Genomic DNA, 18,442 nt, shown 5'->3' with positions numbered 1-18,442 from the left:
TTAATTCCTCTCCAGCCGAGCCACGAAGCTGTGAAGGCCTGCCGGGGGTGAGTTGAACATGAAATCGGGTAAGGTTTCGGGCCGAGGCATGGGGCTGGCCAAAGCAAATTTTACTGCCTGCTTCACGGCTTGGTCGGCTTCGTTCTCGATCGCTCTCAATCTTTTTTCATTTATGCCGTCATCGAGAAGCACAGTGCGATGCAGCAAAATCGGATCGCGGTCGCGTTTTTGAGCCTCGACTTCTTCAACCGATCGATAAGGCTCTCCCGGAATCACCGAGCCGAAATCGTGCTCATCGAACCGATAGGTGTTGGCTACTATCAGAGTAGGGCCCTCTCCCGCGCGTGCTCGGGCGACGGCCTCTGACGCAACTTCATAAACGGCGCCCACACTCTGCCCGTCAACCGTTACCCCTGGCATGCCGTAGCCGGCTGCCCGCAGCCTGATGTCCGGCTGCCCGTGGCTTTGCACCACCGAGGTGGTCATTGCATAGCCGTTGTTCTCGCAATAATAGATAACCGGAAGCTTCCACAGCGACGCCATGTTGAGACTCTCATGGAAGGTGCCCTGGTTCACCGCCCCATCGCCGAAGAAGCAAAGGGTAACCTGATCGACGCCGCGCACCTTGGCGCTGAACGCACACCCTGTGGCAAGAGGAATGCCCCCTCCGACGATACCCGACTCGCTGATGATCCCGACCGAATTGTCGGCAACGTGCATTGAACCGCCGCGCCCCTTGCAAATGCCGCCCGCCTTTCCCATCAGCTCGGCCATAAGCTCGTCCAAGTTCGCACCCTTCCCGATCGGATGGCCATGCGAACGATGCGTTCCGGTAATAGCGTCATCGTCCCGAAGGGCGAGACATGCCCCTACCACAGCGGCTTCCTGACCCACGCTCGAGTGGAACCAACCAGGGATCTTGTCATCTTTGAACTGGCGCATACCCTCTTCCTCGAATCGACGGATGCGAAGCATCCGCCGATAAGCCTCCAGTCTCTGATCACCGTTTAACTGCATGATCCACACGTTGCTCCAATTTGAAGGCAAAGGATGCCGCCTGGGATGACAGAGCACAGGCCCTGATTCCGGAATTGTTCATGCACTTTCCTGGTCCTCTCATAAGTCTGGAGCAAGAGGTCGCTGATGAACCAGCGGACTGCGCGATTGTCTGCTAACAGTATGGACGAGAATTGCGGCTACGCGGCCTCAGCGTTAACGGCCTTCGGCGTCTCAAGTATGTTAGCGGCCATGAGAGACATAGGGGTCAGCCTATGCTGGCCCGTGAACTCGCACGAGCCGTCAGGGATGAGCTTGACCCGTTGCTCGGCTGCCTGTTTCAACAGCAAAATATGACTTAGCGTCGTCATGGCCTCGGTTCCTCTGGTGCGCTGGTCTTCTCGGGCACCCGGAACACCCAATAGTGCGCGTCCTCCTCGGCAACGTATCTGCCGTTCTTTAGACACTGTGCCGGTATAAGGACACCCTCATCCTGGAGACGCCGCACCTGTTCTTCAAAGGATGTCGTCTCCGCATAGCTCTTACGGGTGCTTGCAATGACGAAGCCGTTTGGGCGGGTGACGCGAGCCAGCTCGCGCAACCCATCCGGTCGGACATGCCCGAGGGTGAGGACACCGCAGCAGACCGTCACGTCATAGCTCGCGCTGGAGTGGCCGGAGAGCGGCCCGTTAAGATCAACGTTGCCTCGGGCGTCGCGATAGGCGCCGGTTTGCCGGGCCTTTTCGGCCATTTCTTCGGAGAGATCGAACCCGTCAATCAACCGGAAGCCGAGGCGTTCCAGTTCCACGCCGACGAGCCCCGTTCCGCAGCCAGCGTCCAGGATTGCGATGGCATTTCGCGGTCCGGCTAAATACGCCGTCTGCACGGCGCCTGCCAGTTCCGCCACAATGATCGGCCCGCAGTACCCGACGCGGGCCTGATCCAGATCGAAGGCACTCGCCCATCCGCGATATAAGCGGGCCAAGCGAACGGCGTCACCGTCGAGGCCATGGGATGCCTTCATGCGCTCTCGTGCGGCTTGCTCCGGTGCTGTCTGCTTACCCAGGGTGTTCATATTAATTCCTCCTTGTAAGGGCAGATAGGTGCGGCACTGCCCTCATGGGCGCGCAATGGCCGCAGCTGAAACCACGAACTGAGCCCGTGCCACGATGCGGAGCATGGTTGCTTGGCCATGCGAAGGCGTCTGGACACAAGGTAATCTGTCTGCTGCCGGTGCTGCAGACGTTATCCACAACAAGTGATCGACACTCCCACATGGGTAGCAGAAAAGACGATCTAGTATTCTAAAAGAGAGTGTAACGATCGGAGTGCAGAATAAAAGTAGATTTTTGACAAATTTCCGTTATATAACGTTACAGTTTCGCGGAATGCGACAGTACCTGAAGTTCGTGTTGCGAAAAAACACTGAATACATCGTAACATTTCTGTCAAAATTTTCACCTCATGGGCTGCATATGCCAGTCAACCTCAGATGCTCATTCGAATTCGTGGGAAAACTGGAAGAAATGTCCCGATGATCCCGGGTGACCTGTACGGTACATTGGGACACTCGATGCCGACGGGGAAGTGCATCCACATGGGGAGCGACGCGCCCTGGAACCCTTACCTGACCGGCGAGATTGCGGGCGCGCATCTAAGCAAGAGAGTCGTCATTGATCATTTAATCTCTGTGCCAGCGCGCAGCGTCGCGAGGAACGGGGTGTGTAGTCGTCCTGGTTGATTGGTCCTGGCTCTCCCTAGGTCTGCCGGCACAAGCTCGCGCACGAGGATCGTCATGTAGCCAAGGAGAAGGCGAGGCAACCCGAGTGGTGATAGCAAACATGGCGGCGGATCTCCCTGGCCGCCGAAGCACCGGCCGGCGGCGCAGACATCGATCGGCAGGAAGCAGAGCTCGTCATAGTGGCCTTGACGAGCGACTGACGCTGAAAGCAGCGAACCATATCGATCGTATCATCGATGTCGAGCCTCACAGTTGGGCTTCGCAGCAATAGCTCGAGACCTACGGGTCGACCGTCACATTGCCGAGTTGGATGGCGGGCCTTGAGGTTGGGCAGGTTCCCCGACCGCGCCAATCGTGCATACCGGGATGGCATTCCCACCGCGACCGCCGATGTGCTCTGAAGCCAGGCGACGCGAAGGGTCCGAGACTAGTGGAAGCGACGACGATATTCAGCATATTTTGCTGCTAATTCCTTCGCGCGGTCTTCGCATTCGTCCAGCGCCATTGCGTCGCAATCGTAGGCGAGCAGTTCGCGCATAACGTCTGCAGCCTCGGCCGTGAAGCGCACCGTGCCGTCGCTTTCCACGGCCTCAATACCATCATATCTCTGGCATCCCCTGTTAATCTCCACCGCATCATCAAATGACAGGCCTTCGGGCAAGTCGATCGAAATGCCTGTCGGAGCAACCCTGACGGGATAGCCTCCCACGAGCCCCAGTGGACCCGGCGCATGCACGACACGTTCTACGCGATCGGCCAACGCACGAAGAACAGCTGTCGCTGACGCTGCAGTCACCGATTCCCCCTCGAGGCCTCCCACCCGCCGAAAACGTCCGGCAACGTTCGCGAAGATCAAATCGTGGCCCATTTCCTCAGGTCCAATTCTCTGGCCCTCACGATATACGGTCAGATGGTAGGGCGCGCCGTCCGTGGAACCGGTCCTCGGCATACGATAACTGACGTAGTGCTGCGCAAAGAACCGCACATCGATTGCTTTCACTTCGCAACCCAGAAGTTGCGCGGCCGCTAACCTGATACCCGGCACAGCATTCGCGACGTTTCCGATCCCAATCGCCGGAGAGAGTCCCTCGGCGGCAAGGGCGGCATTTGTAACATCAGGGTAGGATGCATTCACGACCATAGTCTCGAGCCCGGCCTCTCGTACAGCTCTCATCAGGCGTCGCACGAGAACGAGATGCATTGGCGTCCATACGCCACCGCGCGCTCGATCGATCTGGTGATACGCGTCGGGCGGCAATTGGGTTATCAACCACCATGAATGCAACGTCGTTGCGTTGAAAATGATGTCAGGACGGAGAGCCGCAAGCTGTTCCGCTGTAGCCTCTCCATTTATGAGATCCATGGGCACCACCTCTATGGTCGGATGGTGGCCGAGGTTCAAGGCCGTTTGCTTCGCCAAATTGACCCTTAAAGAGACCCGCTCCACATCTTTTGCTCCGACATACAGATCGTAGGGTCTGCCGCTTTGACTAAGAAGATCAAGGGCAGCCCCACCAAGCACCCCGTGGCCAATAATTAAGATGTTTACGCGGTCTTGCATCGAAGTCTCCGAACAAACCAGCGAGCATACATTGGATGCCTTTACGTTTACGAACCATCATAGCTACCATGTTAAACGTATTGTTGTGAAATAAGCGTGAAATTAATACTAAAAATTGCGACAAGCTCATCATTAAACGCACGAATGTAAAACTACACGTACGACCCTTTGTCGGGAAAGATGCCTTGAACCCTTCTAAATTCACGCGGCGAACGGGTCTTTTATACCGAACGCGTTTGAACTAAGGGGGTCTGATCTTTGTCCCGAGCTTGCCATCTTCCACTAAGTTCGGGTTAGTCGGTGCCCACCCCCTCGGCAACCCGGTGATCAGCCTGGGCGGCTTGCAAGCCACCCGTGTCGAACCCGGTTGCGGCATAGGACTTCCTCCCAATCGGCACAGCCGGGTTCGATCCATTCGCCGGTCCAAGAGGAGAAGTTCAGCAAGCACTGGCGCTCGCGCCGTGCTGCTACGGCTCACCCCAGACCGAGTAGATGAGGTCGCCAAACAATAGGTTCCCCTCTCTCGTTAGGCAATGAGCCGGAGCCATAGCGGATGTGCCAGCTTAACCCAGCGTGGCGATAATCGCGCCAATATTCTGCAATCATGCGGTTATCGTGCTTTACCTCAAAGCGCCACACGCACGGAGTCAGCTAGATCGCCACGATGGAGGCAATCCGCCGCGCTTAATCGTCGTGACGACATCGGACGCCTTGGAAAAGATGGTTGCCAGCTCGGTGTAGAGGTCTTTGCCAAGGCTGGTAAGCACCACGCCGTTTTCTGACCGCACAAGCAGCAGAACACCTAGCTCGTCCTCAATGACTTTGATCTGCCGAGTGATCTCTCCTGATGTCACGTTCAGCTCGGAAGCTGCATGCTCGAGCGAAAGATGGCGTGCCGATGCCTCGAATACCTCGAGGGCAGCAAGGACCGTGAGGGACGGGAGATCATAATCTGGATTTGCCATTCCACACTCTAATCAGATCGGCAGTCGAGAACCGAACGTCCGGACATACAAGGCGCGTCCTCTGGCCCAAAAAGAACTCGCAGCTACACGCGTGAGACTGAATTGCCATCTCCGGGCTCGGTACGTGCTGCGGCGTCCTCGGTGACCTAGCAAGTTGCGCGCCAGTTGGCGCACCGATGTGAGTTGACACCACTCGTCCATACCTAGAGGCCCGCCCATCGACTATTTTGTCGGCTTTCCGACATTCTTGCCAGCTTCGGACGGGGCGAATTCCGGTGACCTTCTTGCGCACGAAGCCTTCGTGCCTGATCTTGATCAGATGGCGTCGAAGAAGACGAATGTCACATCGAGCGGCCAGTTTCCGCCTTCGGCCACTTCCTCCAGGATGGCGTCGATGACGGCTGAGATCAAACCTTGGCGGCACCGCGATGCTCCTCAAGACGGCCACGGATATCGCGCACGCTCATGCCGCGCAAACATCGACGCGATCTTGGCGTCGAACCCGGGAAAAGCGGCACTAATCAGGACGTTTATGAGCGGCCTCTGAATGGCGAGGTGATTTTGACGGGTACAGCCATGTATACGGCCTTTGAAGTACGGCGCGTCTCACGCCGCTGGCCTTTTATGACGTCCGCTGATCGGATCCAAACAGGTCAACCCGCTTTTCAACCCGCACCCACTGAGTGGGTTTCCGATCCGGCTCGACGCGTGTCGTCATACGATATAGAACCTTATCAATTTCTGCATCCTCTACGCAGGGGTCACGCGGTGGCCGAAGCTTCAAAGCGTTTGCAGGTGATCGTCAGAGCCCACACGATCTGCGCTGTCTTGTTTGCGAGTGCAAAACGACCACCTTATGCGGCTTTTGCGTCAGAAGCTCAGCGGCCCCCATTGCCTTTGCGGCTGAACTAAACGACGGTATGGTCGCCAACTACAAGCAGTCGAGGAGTAAGGGACCGCCCTGTTTACTGATCCGGCCGAGATGATCCTTGCCGCCCGGAGAGTTTTGCCGGAAGCACAAGACCGAGCCACGCAGCCAACTATCTGCCGGATCTGAAACAGCCACTCGTCTGTTACCGTCGCGGCGAACGCACTGGCGATGATCGAACCATCCAGGTATCGTCTCCAAGAGCCGGGTAACAGGCAGCGGAAGAAGTACTGGCGCAGTCGTTTTGAGCGTGATCACAGCTCGCCGGATGATTTCGGGATTTTCTGGATACGGCTCAGATAACCGGACAGGTTCGCTGTTTTGCTCGAGTTTGAGGCTCGCGTTCGACGAGACCATCCGGACTCGGCGCCGTCGATTGCGCCGGGAACGTCGCTGTGTACGATGCTGTTGCACGCCTTCTACGAGTCGGTCGGCTGCGACGGTTGCTGTCAGGTATCGGCTGCGCCGGGCAAGCCAATCCCGGCGGCCCGCGGCGACTGGGCGGCGGCGAAGGCGGGCCTACCGCTTCTTTGACAATCCGCGTGTGGCCGAAGATACATTCTCGCCGGCCACTTTGCCGCGACCGCGGCGCGCGTGCGGCGAGCGAAGATCCGATTTTTTGTTCTGCAGGACACGACCGAATTTATCTAAAGCCGCGCGCAGCCGGGCAAAATCGGCTTCACCAAAACCATCAACGCCGGGCGCTGCAAGCCGGGCAGCCCAACGTGCTGACCTTGTGCGGGAGGCCGATGCATTCGAGCCCGGCCGTCCCCTCACGGGCACACCCCTCGGTCTGACGGAGGTAAGGAGTTCTGGATTACAAATTCAAAGGAACGCTCGCTCAAGCGGCACGTCAATCCCACGCCGTGCCCATCGAGACGAAGGAGAGCTCCCGTTGGCTGGAGAGCCTGTGCCAACCATCGCGCTCGTTGGCGCGTCCGAGCGCCCGCGTTGCATGGCCGCGAGAGCGACGTCTCGAGAGCTCCTATATTGCACTGCGCGATGACGTACGACCCAAGGCGCGGCCGGAAGTTGGGTCGTTGGGTCCGCAGGTCTGTGATATCCATACCCTTGACGAGAATCCGCCGCCCGGTCGCGAGCCGATCGATTGGAAGCTGGTGACCAACTTGCTGGTCGACGATCTCCGCAGGGATTGAGCAGCCCGGATGCGCTGGAAGGCGGAGGTGTTCCATGAGGTCATGAAGACCGTGCTGAGGAGACGAGGCTCGAGACCGCCGAGAGGGTGGCGAAGTTCCTCGGCTAATCGCGGTGGCCAGCTGGCGCAAATTCTTCTTCACTATGTCGGCGCGCGCCAAGCCAGACGACGCCCCACAGCGTTCTCACCGTCGCCGAGATCACTACGCTCAACCGGACGACGTGTCCCGAACGCGACACGCCTCCAACGGCCCATGCTCGCCGCTTACCTGCCGCAAACCGCTGCAGGTAGTAGATTTTGGGACAGACTCTCCCACGTCGCTAATCAGATTGAGGCGCGTCACTTTCCTGACCCATCATGCAGCGGTGGGACGAATTCTGTTCTGCGACGAGCTCGATCTTCGCGCTAGGTCTCCCTCCCTCGGCAGGCCAATTTATCTGTTCTCACTGAACCGGCCCCTATATGTCTCCGTTATTTTCAAAAGAACAACAATCCGGTTGATCAAACGGGCAACTCGACCCAAAGCGGAGGACTGGCGCGACTTTGCAGCGCATATTCAGTTCCTCTCTCCAACTGATCGTCCCGCAGCATCAGGTACCGGGAGAACCGCATGGGCCTCAATGAAAGGCTTGAGCTTCCTCATCACCTCAGGTAGTGGGGGAACGGAGCGACCCTCCTTCGACGAAACATGAAGCATTAGGTGCTCGTAAGTCGACAGCAGGGTGTCGTCTGAAGCTCGATGCAGTCGCATAAATGTATGGATCTTTTTGCCGTCCGTCGGCAGGAGTTGCGCCGTGACGTAAAGCGCATCCTCGAGCTTCGCTTCAGCAAGCAGCCGAACGTGGCTCTCCACCGTGTAGTAGCTGTGGCCGGCCTTCACATACTCCGTGTCGGCGCCAATCGCCTGGAGGAGCACATCGCAAGCATCGGTGAAACATTGCGTGTACCGGTATTCGGTCATGTGGCCATTATAGTCGATCCAATCAGCAGGAACTTTCACTTCGAGAAGCTTTAATACCTCATTACTTGGATTGGCCGAAAGTTTCGGCGCCGTCTTCCGGTGATGAGCCTCGAACTCAGCCATCGGCTTCCCTGCACCCCAGCCACGCCCCTCGTCGCCGGCCTTTAGGGCCTGCATGATTCCGACGATATTCTGATCCCGAATCCGTTCGAGCTCTCGAATGCCACGCTGCCCCGGCTTGGCGGATCACATTATCAAGAGCACCGGTATCGCAGACGTCGTCCTTGATGAGCCAGAGGGCTCCCCGCCAAAGGGCTTCTAGAAGGCGGTCGCCGACGACTGCGCCTCGCACAGCGTCCTCGAGCGACCCGCTGAAACTTAAAGTGCCTTTGGCGGGAAGGGGCGCGCTCGTGAGCATCCGATACCCGCGCTCGGCGTTCGCCGTGATTTCGGAGATCAGCCGCTGAGATTCCGGATGCGGATCGAAGATACTCGTTTCGATGCCGGCCAGGACGGGGCGCGCAGCCCAAGCTCCACCTAAAACGCCAATTCCGATGCAAGCCGCCTTACTGAATTTAGCCATTTGTGATTAGCTTCCGAATTGCCATCTTCATGGATGAACCTTTGCGAGCCTTCGAAGGAAGTAGGTCGCAATTGCTGCCCTGCAGGAAGCATGGCACTTACCGCTTGGCTAGTTTTAGTTTCCGACGAACTTCCTCAGGACCAATGACCCTGGCGCCCATGTTCTCGACGACATTGACCGCCTTCTCGACTAACTGGCCGTTGGTTGCAAACTGACCTTTGGCAACGTACAAATTGTCTTCGAGACCGACGCGCACGTGACCGCCTGCCAGCACGGCCGCCGCCGGATACGCCATCGCGTCGCGACCTATCGCAAAGGCGGAGAAGATCCAGTCCGAAGGAACGCTGTTCACCATCGCCATGAAAGTGTTGAGGTCATTAGGGGCACCCCACGGGACTCCCATGCAGAGCTGAACCAGGACTGGATCCTCGATAATACCCTCTTTAACGAGCTGCTTGGCGAACCAGAGATGCCCCGTGTCAAACACCTCAAGCTCCGGACGGACACCGAAATCGGTCATCATCTTGGCGAGGGCCCGAAGTGTCGCGGGCGTGTTGGTCATTACATAATCCCCGAGATTGAAATTCATTGTGCCGCAGTCAAGCGTACAGATCTCTGGCCTACACTCGAGAATGTGGCTAAACCTTTCGGAGGCGCCGACCATGTCAGTGGTGGGAGCGAGTGGAAGCGGCTGCTCGACGCTTCCAAATATTAGGTCCCCACCCATTCCCGCGGTAATATTCAGTACAACGTCAGTATCCGCTTGTCGAACGCGATCAGTGACTTCCTTGTACAAGTCGTTACGGCGCGATGGCGCCCCAGTCTCAGGATCGCGAACATGAATGTGAGCGATCGCGGCTCCCGCCTTGGCAGCCTCAACGGCGGCGGCTGCAATTTCTTTTGGCGAACGAGGTACGTGATGGGACGTCGACGCTGTATCTCCCACACCCGTCACGGCACAAGTGATAAAGACATCGCGGTTCATAGATAGAGGCATTGATCTTCTCCCTGGTGAGCGAAGGTAGCGCGGGCAGTGCATTATACCGCGCGGCCGCTCGTCGAAACTTTTTTGCGTTTTTCAGTATTCAGAGGATATTGTCTGACCATCGATCGCGATCGATTGTCCTGAAATAATTCGGCCGTGAGGACTGCAAAGGTATAGAATCATGCTGGCGATTTCCTGGACACTCACCAGCCTTCGCATCGAAAACGATTTGAGCTCTGCCTGCCGGATTTGCTCAATCGGCACACCACGTGATTGTGCAGCCATTTGCTGCACCCGTTCCAATCTGGGTGTATCAACAGCGCCAGGACAAATCGCGTTCACATTGATGTTATGCTGGCCCAACTCCATTGCCATGACATCTGTAAGACCGATAACACCATACTTAGCGGTGCAGTACGGAGAGCGGAGCGAATAAGGCAGGAACCCGGCGGTTGAAGACATGTTTACGACGGATCCTCCGCCCGCTGCCTTGATGAGTGGCACCGCGGATCTTGCACAATGAAAGGCGCCATCCAGATTTACGGCGAGGGTGGCTCTCCATTCATCATCACTCACAGCTTCCACCGGCTTCGACGGCCCAGATATCCCAGCGTTGTTGATTAAGATATCCAGCCCGCCCAGGAGGCGATCAACTCCCTCAAAGAGCTTAGCCACGGCATCGGACTTCGAAACGTCAGCGGCGACTGCAACCATGCCCGCGCTTGGCTGAACACTTTGAATCGCCTTGGGGTCGACATCGCAGACGAGCACTTTTGCACCCTCGGCAGCAAAGCGTTCTGCCACTGCCCTTCCAATGCCAGCAGCACCCGCGGTGATCAGAACACGCTTATTATCTAGCCCGAGATCCATTTCCTATCCCTTCCAAATCAAGAATTCTGTCGCGAACCAGTCGTGCAAAGAAACGAGTTATCTTCGCTAGGCGCCACTACGGTGGCGAACCCAGTCACCCTCGGAGATAAAACGAACATTATATATTAGAAAGCTGCTGTCAAGGTCGGCTAGGACCGTTGCGGCTCGGTTTCTTGGGCCAGTCTCCTGGACGGTTGGAACATTGAAGGTGCGTAATCAAAATAGGATATGCCTCACTCAAGATTGCTTATTAGGCGGTTTTGCTGGTTATCCCGGGCGTTGCAAGGGCCGATTTTGAGCCCATAGCGGAGTAATCGGGGAGTGCTCCGCTTAGATCACAGTCGTGAACTTGATGGAAGCTATCGGCGCAGCGATCGAGTCGCGTAATACAAGTTATTTGAATAGACTTCATTGATGCCATTGCTTGAAACTCAAAATGTCTGCGTGATCGTACCCGCCCTAGCATGTAAAGCGCGGTGGCGACTCCCCTCTCGCAGACAGCGTGCCGAATCTCAGCCAGCAGATCAATTTGAGTTCAGTAGGCGGACCTTAGCCTCCTCTATCTGAGATTAGAGTCCAGCCTCAATTTTGTTACGTGGACTGATGAAGAGGCAGCGGGTGGACGCACCGGGTCTCGGAAGGCAATACTGTACAACTGGAAGGTGGAGTATGGCGGGATGGATGTCTCCGATGCCAAACGGCTGGAAAGGGAGGAGGGAACGCGAAGCTGAAGCTGCTCCCCGACCAAATGCTGAAGCGTCCGTACTGCGCGAGTTTCATTCGAAATAGAATGGTAGGGTTCGCCATCAAGCGCGGAACCGTCGCACCTGCAGGTCACGATGGGCCCTGTCGCGACGGCCGGCCTGTTCCTTTTGATCCGGTGACCTGATGTGGTGGACGGCTCTCCCTCATGTGACTTCGACAGCCACACTTTGGCACATTGCGATGCCGGGAGCGGAGGCCGTCCACCACATCAGGTCACCGGTATCGTTCTTGTCGCCACCTGAAACGGAAACGCGCGGCCGGCTACGCGAGCTTGCCAACGAGCGCCTGCGCTTCGCTATCGCCGGCGTTCATTCTGACTCAGGCGCGAGCGCGAGGCATCGGGTATTAACCGCATCTACCGGCTATACCGCGAACAAGACGGCCGTGCGCTAGCGACGCTCCGGCGCCGAGCGGTAGGGCGCGGGCTTCGATCCTGGTCCAGGCGAAGGCCAAAACGCGCTGGTCGCTGAATTTCATCCATGACCAGTTCGCCTGCGGCCCGGCGCTTCCGCGTGCTCAACTCGTTGTCCACGCGCGAATGATTGGCGGCGCCCCCGGACACCGCGATCTTCGGCCGCCGCTTGGGGCGTGAACTGATGGAACGACCGCTCAGCCCGGAAATCTCGGCATGATCATGTCTAACCACGGCGTTTTCAAATCCTGGAATTATGAAGGATCAAGGGCGTCGGATGTGGCGGCCGCAAATGCGAGCTTGCAATGCTCTCCCCTCTTTTGCAATGCTTGGATGACGCCGGAAGAATTCCGCGTGAGCGGGTGATGGCCATTGCACCAACGCAGTTGAGGATTTCACAATGGCTCTTTGGCTTGTGGTCATTGCTGCGTTCGAATGGCCACTAGGACCCTTTGCAGTTCTCCTCCTTGTCGGTCGGCGTACTCCGAGATCTGGTGCGAAGTCAGCGACTTCGTAGACTCCGGCTACATGTCGTACACGGTGTCAAGGGCCCGAACGCGCTCAGCACCACACGCCGCCATGGTTAATGTTGCATGGCACAATTGATTCCTGCCGGAGTTCGCAAAATGTAAACTGCGCATGGTTTTATTCCGAATTGTCTAATTTCCGCTATCGCAAATGCTACGCGCATGTTGTCGCGCCCAACAACGAACCATGCCCAAATGTAGCTCCAGTTGTGAGCGCTGAACAGAAGTCGTCCAGACGGCACGATTTGTGACGCCGCCGGCGTTCAGCCCGAAGAGGAATGTTATAATCGACCGCAGTGCAGTCTCGAACACCTCGGTTGGCCACTCTTCACTCTCCGGCCAAGCCGCCCGGATGACCCGGTCATAAATTTTCTTTCCCTCGCGATGCAGCGCCGCATTGAGCTTACGAAATTCAGGATCGGCTGCGATGACTCCCCAGAAATTCACCCAGATTACACTATCCTCGGATTGAGATTTCGACGCTGGTATCGCCGCGTCAAGCAGGACCGCAAGATCGGTTTCTCCTTTTTCCAGCAGATGTGCGATCTTGCGTTCCATGTTAAGAAAAGGGATGCGCAAGGCAGCTGCGATAATGTCCGCCTTGCTTTCGAAGTAATGCGTAATCATCCCCGTCGTCACGCCGGCCGCGTTGGCGATATCGATCATCGTGACCGCGGAAATGCCCTTCCCCGCTATCGCCTTACCGGCTGCCCTAGCGATACGAAGTCGGGTTAGCTCAACATCAATAATTTTTGGCATAGCCCTCCAGCAGGTTTCTTACCTGAGCTGCAAATTTCAATGTCGTAGCCGCCCATTTTCGACAGAGGTCATGGACGACACGCAGCGCCCAGCTCCTAGCACGTTGGAGGTGGTGCCTGAATGCTCTATCATCTGCTCTGACGGCCAATGCAACATGGTCCACTATGTATATCGCCGTGCGATCGTTGACGGATAACGCTCTGGTTCGAATCGCCAGACTGCTCCATCGGGACTCTCGTATGCAAGCGTCACCGTAAAAGGCCAGCTGCCGCCGTTCAGAGAAGGAAACCTTTATAGCCCGCTCTCGGATGCAGGGCTGTCCGGGGAAAGTTCGAAGTGAATCGAAATGCCGTATGCGCGGCGGCCGAGATGGAGCGGCGCGGTGTGATTGAGATCGCCTTGGCCGGCGGCGTGCGCGTGGACGAGGTCGGCGAGGCGGCGCTGCGGCGGGTGCTAGGAAGGCGGCGGCATGATTGCGCCGGCTCTGGGGTGCGCGTCTATCTGGCGACGCAGCCGTGCGACATCCGGAGAGGTCCGGACGGCCTGGCCGCGCAGGTCCAGAACGTGCTGGCCGCCGTCGGGCTCCTACAGATTCTTCTCAATCACCCGACCGCAGCTTTGCAGACCACAACCACCTCTCACCTCATTTCGAAGGACAGGCCCGAAAATCCCCTTTGGCATCTGCCTCGGTTCGCCAGCAAGCCGCGCTAAATCAGCGTGTGATAGTTCGCGGGCGATCCAGGCCTTTTTTGTTCGCGTGTTCCCAGTTGGAGAAACTTGGGGCGTGGAGATACGCTCTGGCGAGCTTCGGGTTCGCCTCTAAGGGCAAAGACATGATGCTGGGGCGAATTTTTCCAGTTCTTCAGCTGCGGCGGATCAGGCGCCAGCGCCTCAAAAGTGGTAATGCGCGGCCATTATAGAAATGCGAGACTTAGAACTCTTAAGGTGATATATGCGACTGCAGCTGACCTATATTTGACAGAGCGAAATCGGGACCACCAATCGCAAAGTGGCGGTGGAGTACGTCAACCCGAGCATAACCCAAGCGCTGCGGCAGCGCGGACTGGAGGTTTTTTGACGCCGTCAACATCGTTGAAGGGGCTCGGGTCATCAAATCGGAAGATGAGATAGCTGGACACCTCGAAAAACCTCGCAATCGGGAACGTATTTTGATTCACTTCGCCTTGTGATTTGCTCGGACGCGTTGGATGCGGGGACAGGCGGGGTTCTGGGACATTGATGAGCGTTATGTGCGGCTGAGCGAGGCCGGCGATCCACTGGAGAAGCTGAACGCTCTGGTGCCTTGGGAGGTTTTCCGCAAGCCTTTGGCCAAGGCGCTGAAGCGCTCCGAAGGCGCCAAAGGCGGCCGGCCGCCCTTTGATGCGGTGATGATGTTCAAGATCATGGTGCTGCAGGCGCTCTAGAGTCTCTCGGACGATCAGGCCGAGTTCCAGGTTCAGGATCGGCTTTCCTTCATGCGGTTCCTCGCCTGGGGCTCGGCGACAAGATTCCAGACGCCAAAACGATCTGGCTGTTTCGCGAGCACCTCACGCGGGCCCGGTCAGTGGAGAACCTGTTTGCCCGGTTCGACAACCACCTCGGCAAGGCCGGCTATCTGGCGATGGGTGGCCAGATCGTGGATGCCACGATCGTGGCGGCGCCGAAGCAGCGCAACAGCGATGCCGAAAAGGCCAACATCAAGGCAGGAAAGGTGCCGGACGAGTGGCAGACGAAGCCAGCCAGCTGCGCCAGAAGGACCGGGACGCGCTGGACGGTGAAGTTCTCCAAGGCCAAGGCCGACGAGGAGGGAAAGACGAAGCAGCGCGACATCGCCGTTCCCGCCTTCGGCTACAAATCGATCGCCGGCACGGCTTCATCCGCGGCTGGAACGTCACCAGCGCCTCGGTCTATGACGGGGCGCAGCTTTGAAACGTGCTGGACAAGAACAACACCGGCTCGACGGTGTGGGCTGACACGGCCTATCGCTCGAAGAAGAATGAGGCGTGGCTGGAGAAGCACGGCTACTTCTCCGACATTCACCACAAGAAGCCGAAAGGCCGGCCGATGAGCGAGGCGATGGCACGGGCCAATGGCCGGCGCTCAAAAATCCGCGCCTTCGTCGAGCACGTCTTCGCGCAGCAGAAGTCCCGCATGGGCCTGTTCTTGCGAACCATGGGTATCGCGCGGGTCAGGACAAAAATCGGCATGGCCAATCTCGTCTACAATCTCACGCGCTACGTCTGGCACGAGGGGCGAACTGCGTGCGCATGACGGCGAAATCGGTGAGATCGGCAGCCACCGGCCGAATTGGTCGGCCCGCACAGCGGTAAATTGCTCCGTCGAACGCGCACTCATCAGCTGCCCGGTCATCGCTACTCGTTCAGGCCAAAAGGGCGGTAAATCGAGATGTCCAGCTGCATCCGCTGGGCATGCGCCGTGGCCGAGCATGGCATTGCACGTATCTCGCACAGGATCATCGCCAAAAGGTTCGGCCCGGCGAAGCCGCACGGCGTCTTCCCCCTCCGCAGCGCGTTCTTACCAACCTACGCCCCATTCTTCCTTAACGATCAGCCGCGTCGCCAGCCAAACAGCTCTCTCTTGACATATCCTTCGAACGGCGCCGAAACAGTTCCCCCGTTGCTTCACGCGGCCGTCCGCTTCTTGAAATCCTGCGCGTCATAAATGTATCCTTGGTTCGGACCGGCACCAAATGTATTAGTTTATGCAAACCTGCTATCGCTTGTAAGTTCAAGGGGTTGTCGCTTAGAGACTGTTTCGCTTCGATCTTGCGAGTCATATGATCGCGGTTCGAGAACCGGAGCGCAGCGGACATCTGGTCCGTGAGCACCGGAAGCGCAGAAAACGACACAGACGGCCGCCAGAGTAGAATTTCCAAACGGTCTCTTAGGGACGGAAACTAATGTAGTAAGGTTGACACGAGGGCCTCGCAGACCGGTCCTTGCGATACACCGTCAATCAGAACTTCGGCGGTGATGAGCCTTCGTCTCGGATCAACCTGGGACGGGGCAGTGGCCCCCAGAATTACCTCGCCTCGCTGACCCGGTTGAAGCGTGATGCTCTCGGCTTCTCCATCCGGAGCCCAACCAAATGGCGATAGAAGGTGAGCACTGTATACAGCAGTGCGCTCCAAGTTATTGCGGATCCTGACCGTGTAAGTCACCTTGCTATTTGGCCGGGCCTCCGAAAGATATGGCAGCATTCGTGCCCAGAATAGATCGATGAAATGATTTGCGGGTTTATCTACTATTTCGCAAAAGGCTGTCTCCTTACGCTCGATGTATTCTGTGTATTCGGCGATCCTTGTCTGATCCATGAGAATCAGCTCTCCGTGCCCGGGGCATACGAGATCAGGCTTCGTGGCCTGCATAACATTCGCGCAACGGCGATGCATGTCTAACTGAAAGCTGTTGCGCATAACTGTGGTCTGCTTGGGACTCTTGCGCTCAAATCCTCCGGCCCCAACATTGCGAAGGAACAGATTGTCTCCGCTAAAAACGACCCGCTTACCATCGATGTTGCCCAAAACTATAGCGTGGTATTCGGTTTGCCCTGGCGCGTAATGAACCACAAAGTCGAAACCTCTCCATTGAAATGCCTCACCATCACGGAGAACACGGTGCACTGTAATAGGTTTGTGGAAGCAGCAAGGTGTACTTGCCCACGCAGCGGGATCGGCAATTACGTCAGCAATACAATTGAGAGCCCAGCACTTCGTGTCGAAATGTTTCTGGAGGAACGGTATACCGGCGACATGATCGTCATGGATATGCGTGGGAATCACAAGTTCTATATCCCCGACTCCATAATCTTCGCGCAGCTGATCGATATGATGTTCAACAAAACGCAGGGCCTGCAAGCCGTCGGAATCGGCGCCCCAATGGCAATGTCCAATCGACGCCAGCCCGTAGTCGATCAGCATCGCGTGCCCGCTCCCACTCAATACTATGTAGAAATTGGAACAGGTATACGGCCCTGCCCACAGAAGATGTTCGGATATCGGCTGTAGTTTGCTCTCGCGGATGACATGCTTTTCGTCAAAATTCTGTTCCCGACTGTCGTGACCCGACGTATTTAGGCCACCTATACCAGCAAGTGTTTCGAGCCGTGATTCAAGCTGTTCAATATTGGCTTTAACCTTGCTGATTGGTTCCCCGTGCGACGGATAGGCACTCTGAACGTTTTGCTTTTTCAGAGCGAGAACGGATTGCATTGTGAATTCGACACCAAGAAGATCGCCATAGCTGTACTCCATCGCGTGAAGTTGGTAGAGTCTTCCGCCACTTATCATCAGATCGCCCGTGAAGGCAATTTTCTCACCATCCACATGTGTGATCAGGCTGACCATGCCATATGTGTGACCCTTCGCCGGCAACACGCGAAATTCGTACTCCTTCCAGAGAAAAGTGCCATAGTCCTCGAGTACAGCATCGACCGCAAGATTTTCTCCTAGCGAGAAAAACACGTTGCTGTCGTTGTAGTTGTCATAGATGCGTCGAGCCTGCCAAAAAGCCTCGACATTATCGAATAGGTGACGTTCATATTCCGGTACGGCAATCTTTGCCCCAGCCTTCTGAACGATAGGTGTTCCCCAGCACTGATCCCTGTGGTGATGAGTATGTAGAACCCATGCGACCCGCTCGATGCCGATAGCCCCAAGATACTGCATAACAGCGCCGGACCCGGCATCGATCAACAGACACTCCGTGCCGCTTTTCAAAATGTAGACGTTACAAGAATCTTGAAACTTCCAAAGATGTTCGGAGAGCTGGATGAGAGACACTTTATTTTCCTTCTTGGGGTGCTGATCCGGCCAAGCTGCCCCTTGTTCCAATTTCATTGCGCCCGGATGCCGAGTTGATCTCGCCCGCAAGCCCGTCGCTCTGTTGATCTTGGAATGAAATCCAGGCGAGAGAGGTTGATTTGCTGCACTCCGCTAGCACATTTGAAAGCGTTGGGAACCCCGCAAAAATGTAATGCGACCAATGACTTTATTTGATTGAGAACGCTCGTGCCCTACCGTATAGCGCGACGTTTATGGACGCCCCGCTTAGTGCAAGAAGAAACTTTAGATTGGGCAGCGCATGGTCGGGTGCTGACATGTATCCGACCACTGAATCGGCTGTTCACGTTTTGCGGGCCCGTATGGGTGTTCGCGGACCGGTTGCAAATCAATCTGACGGGCTCGTAGCCCTTGTCGCGCTTCTGGTTCTCC

General features: G+C 56.8%; 9 protein-coding genes and 3 pseudogenes. 3 read left to right on the top strand and 9 right to left on the bottom strand.

Annotation, left to right across the window (positions count from 1 at the left end):
• From RPG13_RS31685 to RPG13_RS31655, 7 genes and pseudogenes are all read right to left on the bottom strand, one after another.
• Positions 1 to 975, bottom strand: coding sequence for a thiamine pyrophosphate-dependent dehydrogenase E1 component subunit alpha (locus RPG13_RS31685; protein WP_337126847.1), 975 nt, complete (start codon positions 973 to 975; stop codon positions 1 to 3).
• Positions 976 to 1,363: 388 nt separating this feature from the next.
• Positions 1,364 to 2,071, bottom strand: coding sequence for a class I SAM-dependent DNA methyltransferase (locus tag RPG13_RS31680; RefSeq protein WP_337126846.1), 708 nt, complete (start codon positions 2,069 to 2,071; stop codon positions 1,364 to 1,366).
• 1,093 nt (positions 2,072 to 3,164) lie between these two features.
• Positions 3,165 to 4,298: a hypothetical protein gene (locus tag RPG13_RS31675; RefSeq protein ID WP_337126845.1), complete on the bottom strand. Its 1,134-nt coding sequence runs from the start codon at positions 4,296 to 4,298 to the stop codon at positions 3,165 to 3,167.
• A 647-nt stretch (positions 4,299 to 4,945) separates the two neighbouring features.
• A complete protein-coding gene (locus RPG13_RS31670) occupies positions 4,946 to 5,263 on the bottom strand; it encodes a LysR family transcriptional regulator (RefSeq protein WP_337126844.1) in 318 nt (105 codons plus the stop codon).
• Between the two features lie 2,640 nt (positions 5,264 to 7,903).
• Positions 7,904 to 8,891, bottom strand: a pseudogene (locus tag RPG13_RS31665) (thioesterase family protein).
• Positions 8,892 to 8,988: 97 nt separating this feature from the next.
• Positions 8,989 to 9,888, bottom strand: coding sequence for a 3-keto-5-aminohexanoate cleavage protein (locus RPG13_RS31660; protein ID WP_337126843.1), 900 nt, complete (start codon positions 9,886 to 9,888; stop codon positions 8,989 to 8,991).
• Between the two features lie 81 nt (positions 9,889 to 9,969).
• Positions 9,970 to 10,746: an SDR family oxidoreductase gene (locus RPG13_RS31655; protein WP_337126842.1), complete on the bottom strand. Its 777-nt coding sequence runs from the start codon at positions 10,744 to 10,746 to the stop codon at positions 9,970 to 9,972.
• Positions 10,747 to 11,728: 982 nt separating this feature from the next.
• On the opposite strand from RPG13_RS31655, the pseudogene RPG13_RS31645 reads away from it, so the two are divergent.
• Positions 11,729 to 12,050, top strand: a pseudogene (locus RPG13_RS31645) (IS3 family transposase); the annotation flags it as partial.
• A 532-nt stretch (positions 12,051 to 12,582) separates the two neighbouring features.
• On the opposite strand, the gene RPG13_RS31640 reads toward RPG13_RS31645, so the two are convergent.
• A complete protein-coding gene (locus RPG13_RS31640; RefSeq protein ID WP_337126841.1) occupies positions 12,583 to 13,209 on the bottom strand; it encodes a TetR/AcrR family transcriptional regulator in 627 nt (208 codons plus the stop codon).
• Between the two features lie 336 nt (positions 13,210 to 13,545).
• Here RPG13_RS31640 and RPG13_RS31635 point away from each other — a divergent pair, with 336 nt between their 5' ends.
• Both RPG13_RS31635 and RPG13_RS31630 read left to right on the top strand, forming a co-directional pair.
• Positions 13,546 to 13,920, top strand: a complete 375-nt coding sequence (locus RPG13_RS31635) for a hypothetical protein (RefSeq protein ID WP_337126840.1) — start codon at positions 13,546 to 13,548, stop codon at positions 13,918 to 13,920.
• A 497-nt stretch (positions 13,921 to 14,417) separates the two neighbouring features.
• Positions 14,418 to 15,480 (top strand): annotated as a pseudogene (locus tag RPG13_RS31630) (IS5 family transposase).
• A 646-nt stretch (positions 15,481 to 16,126) separates the two neighbouring features.
• On the opposite strand, the gene RPG13_RS31625 reads toward RPG13_RS31630, so the two are convergent.
• Positions 16,127 to 18,067 carry an MBL fold metallo-hydrolase gene (locus RPG13_RS31625; protein ID WP_337126839.1) on the bottom strand — a complete coding sequence of 647 codons (1,941 nt, stop codon included), beginning with the start codon at positions 18,065 to 18,067 and terminating at the stop codon, positions 16,127 to 16,129.
• Between the last annotated feature and the right edge of the window lie 375 nt (positions 18,068 to 18,442).

Origin of the sequence: Mesorhizobium sp. ISC15 (genome assembly GCF_037162615.1) — a bacterium.
Taxonomy (GTDB): domain Bacteria; phylum Pseudomonadota; class Alphaproteobacteria; order Rhizobiales; family Rhizobiaceae; genus Mesorhizobium; species Mesorhizobium mediterraneum.
The sequence above is the reverse complement of the archived record's forward strand: the minus strand, read 5'-3'. Positions and strand labels throughout refer to the sequence as shown.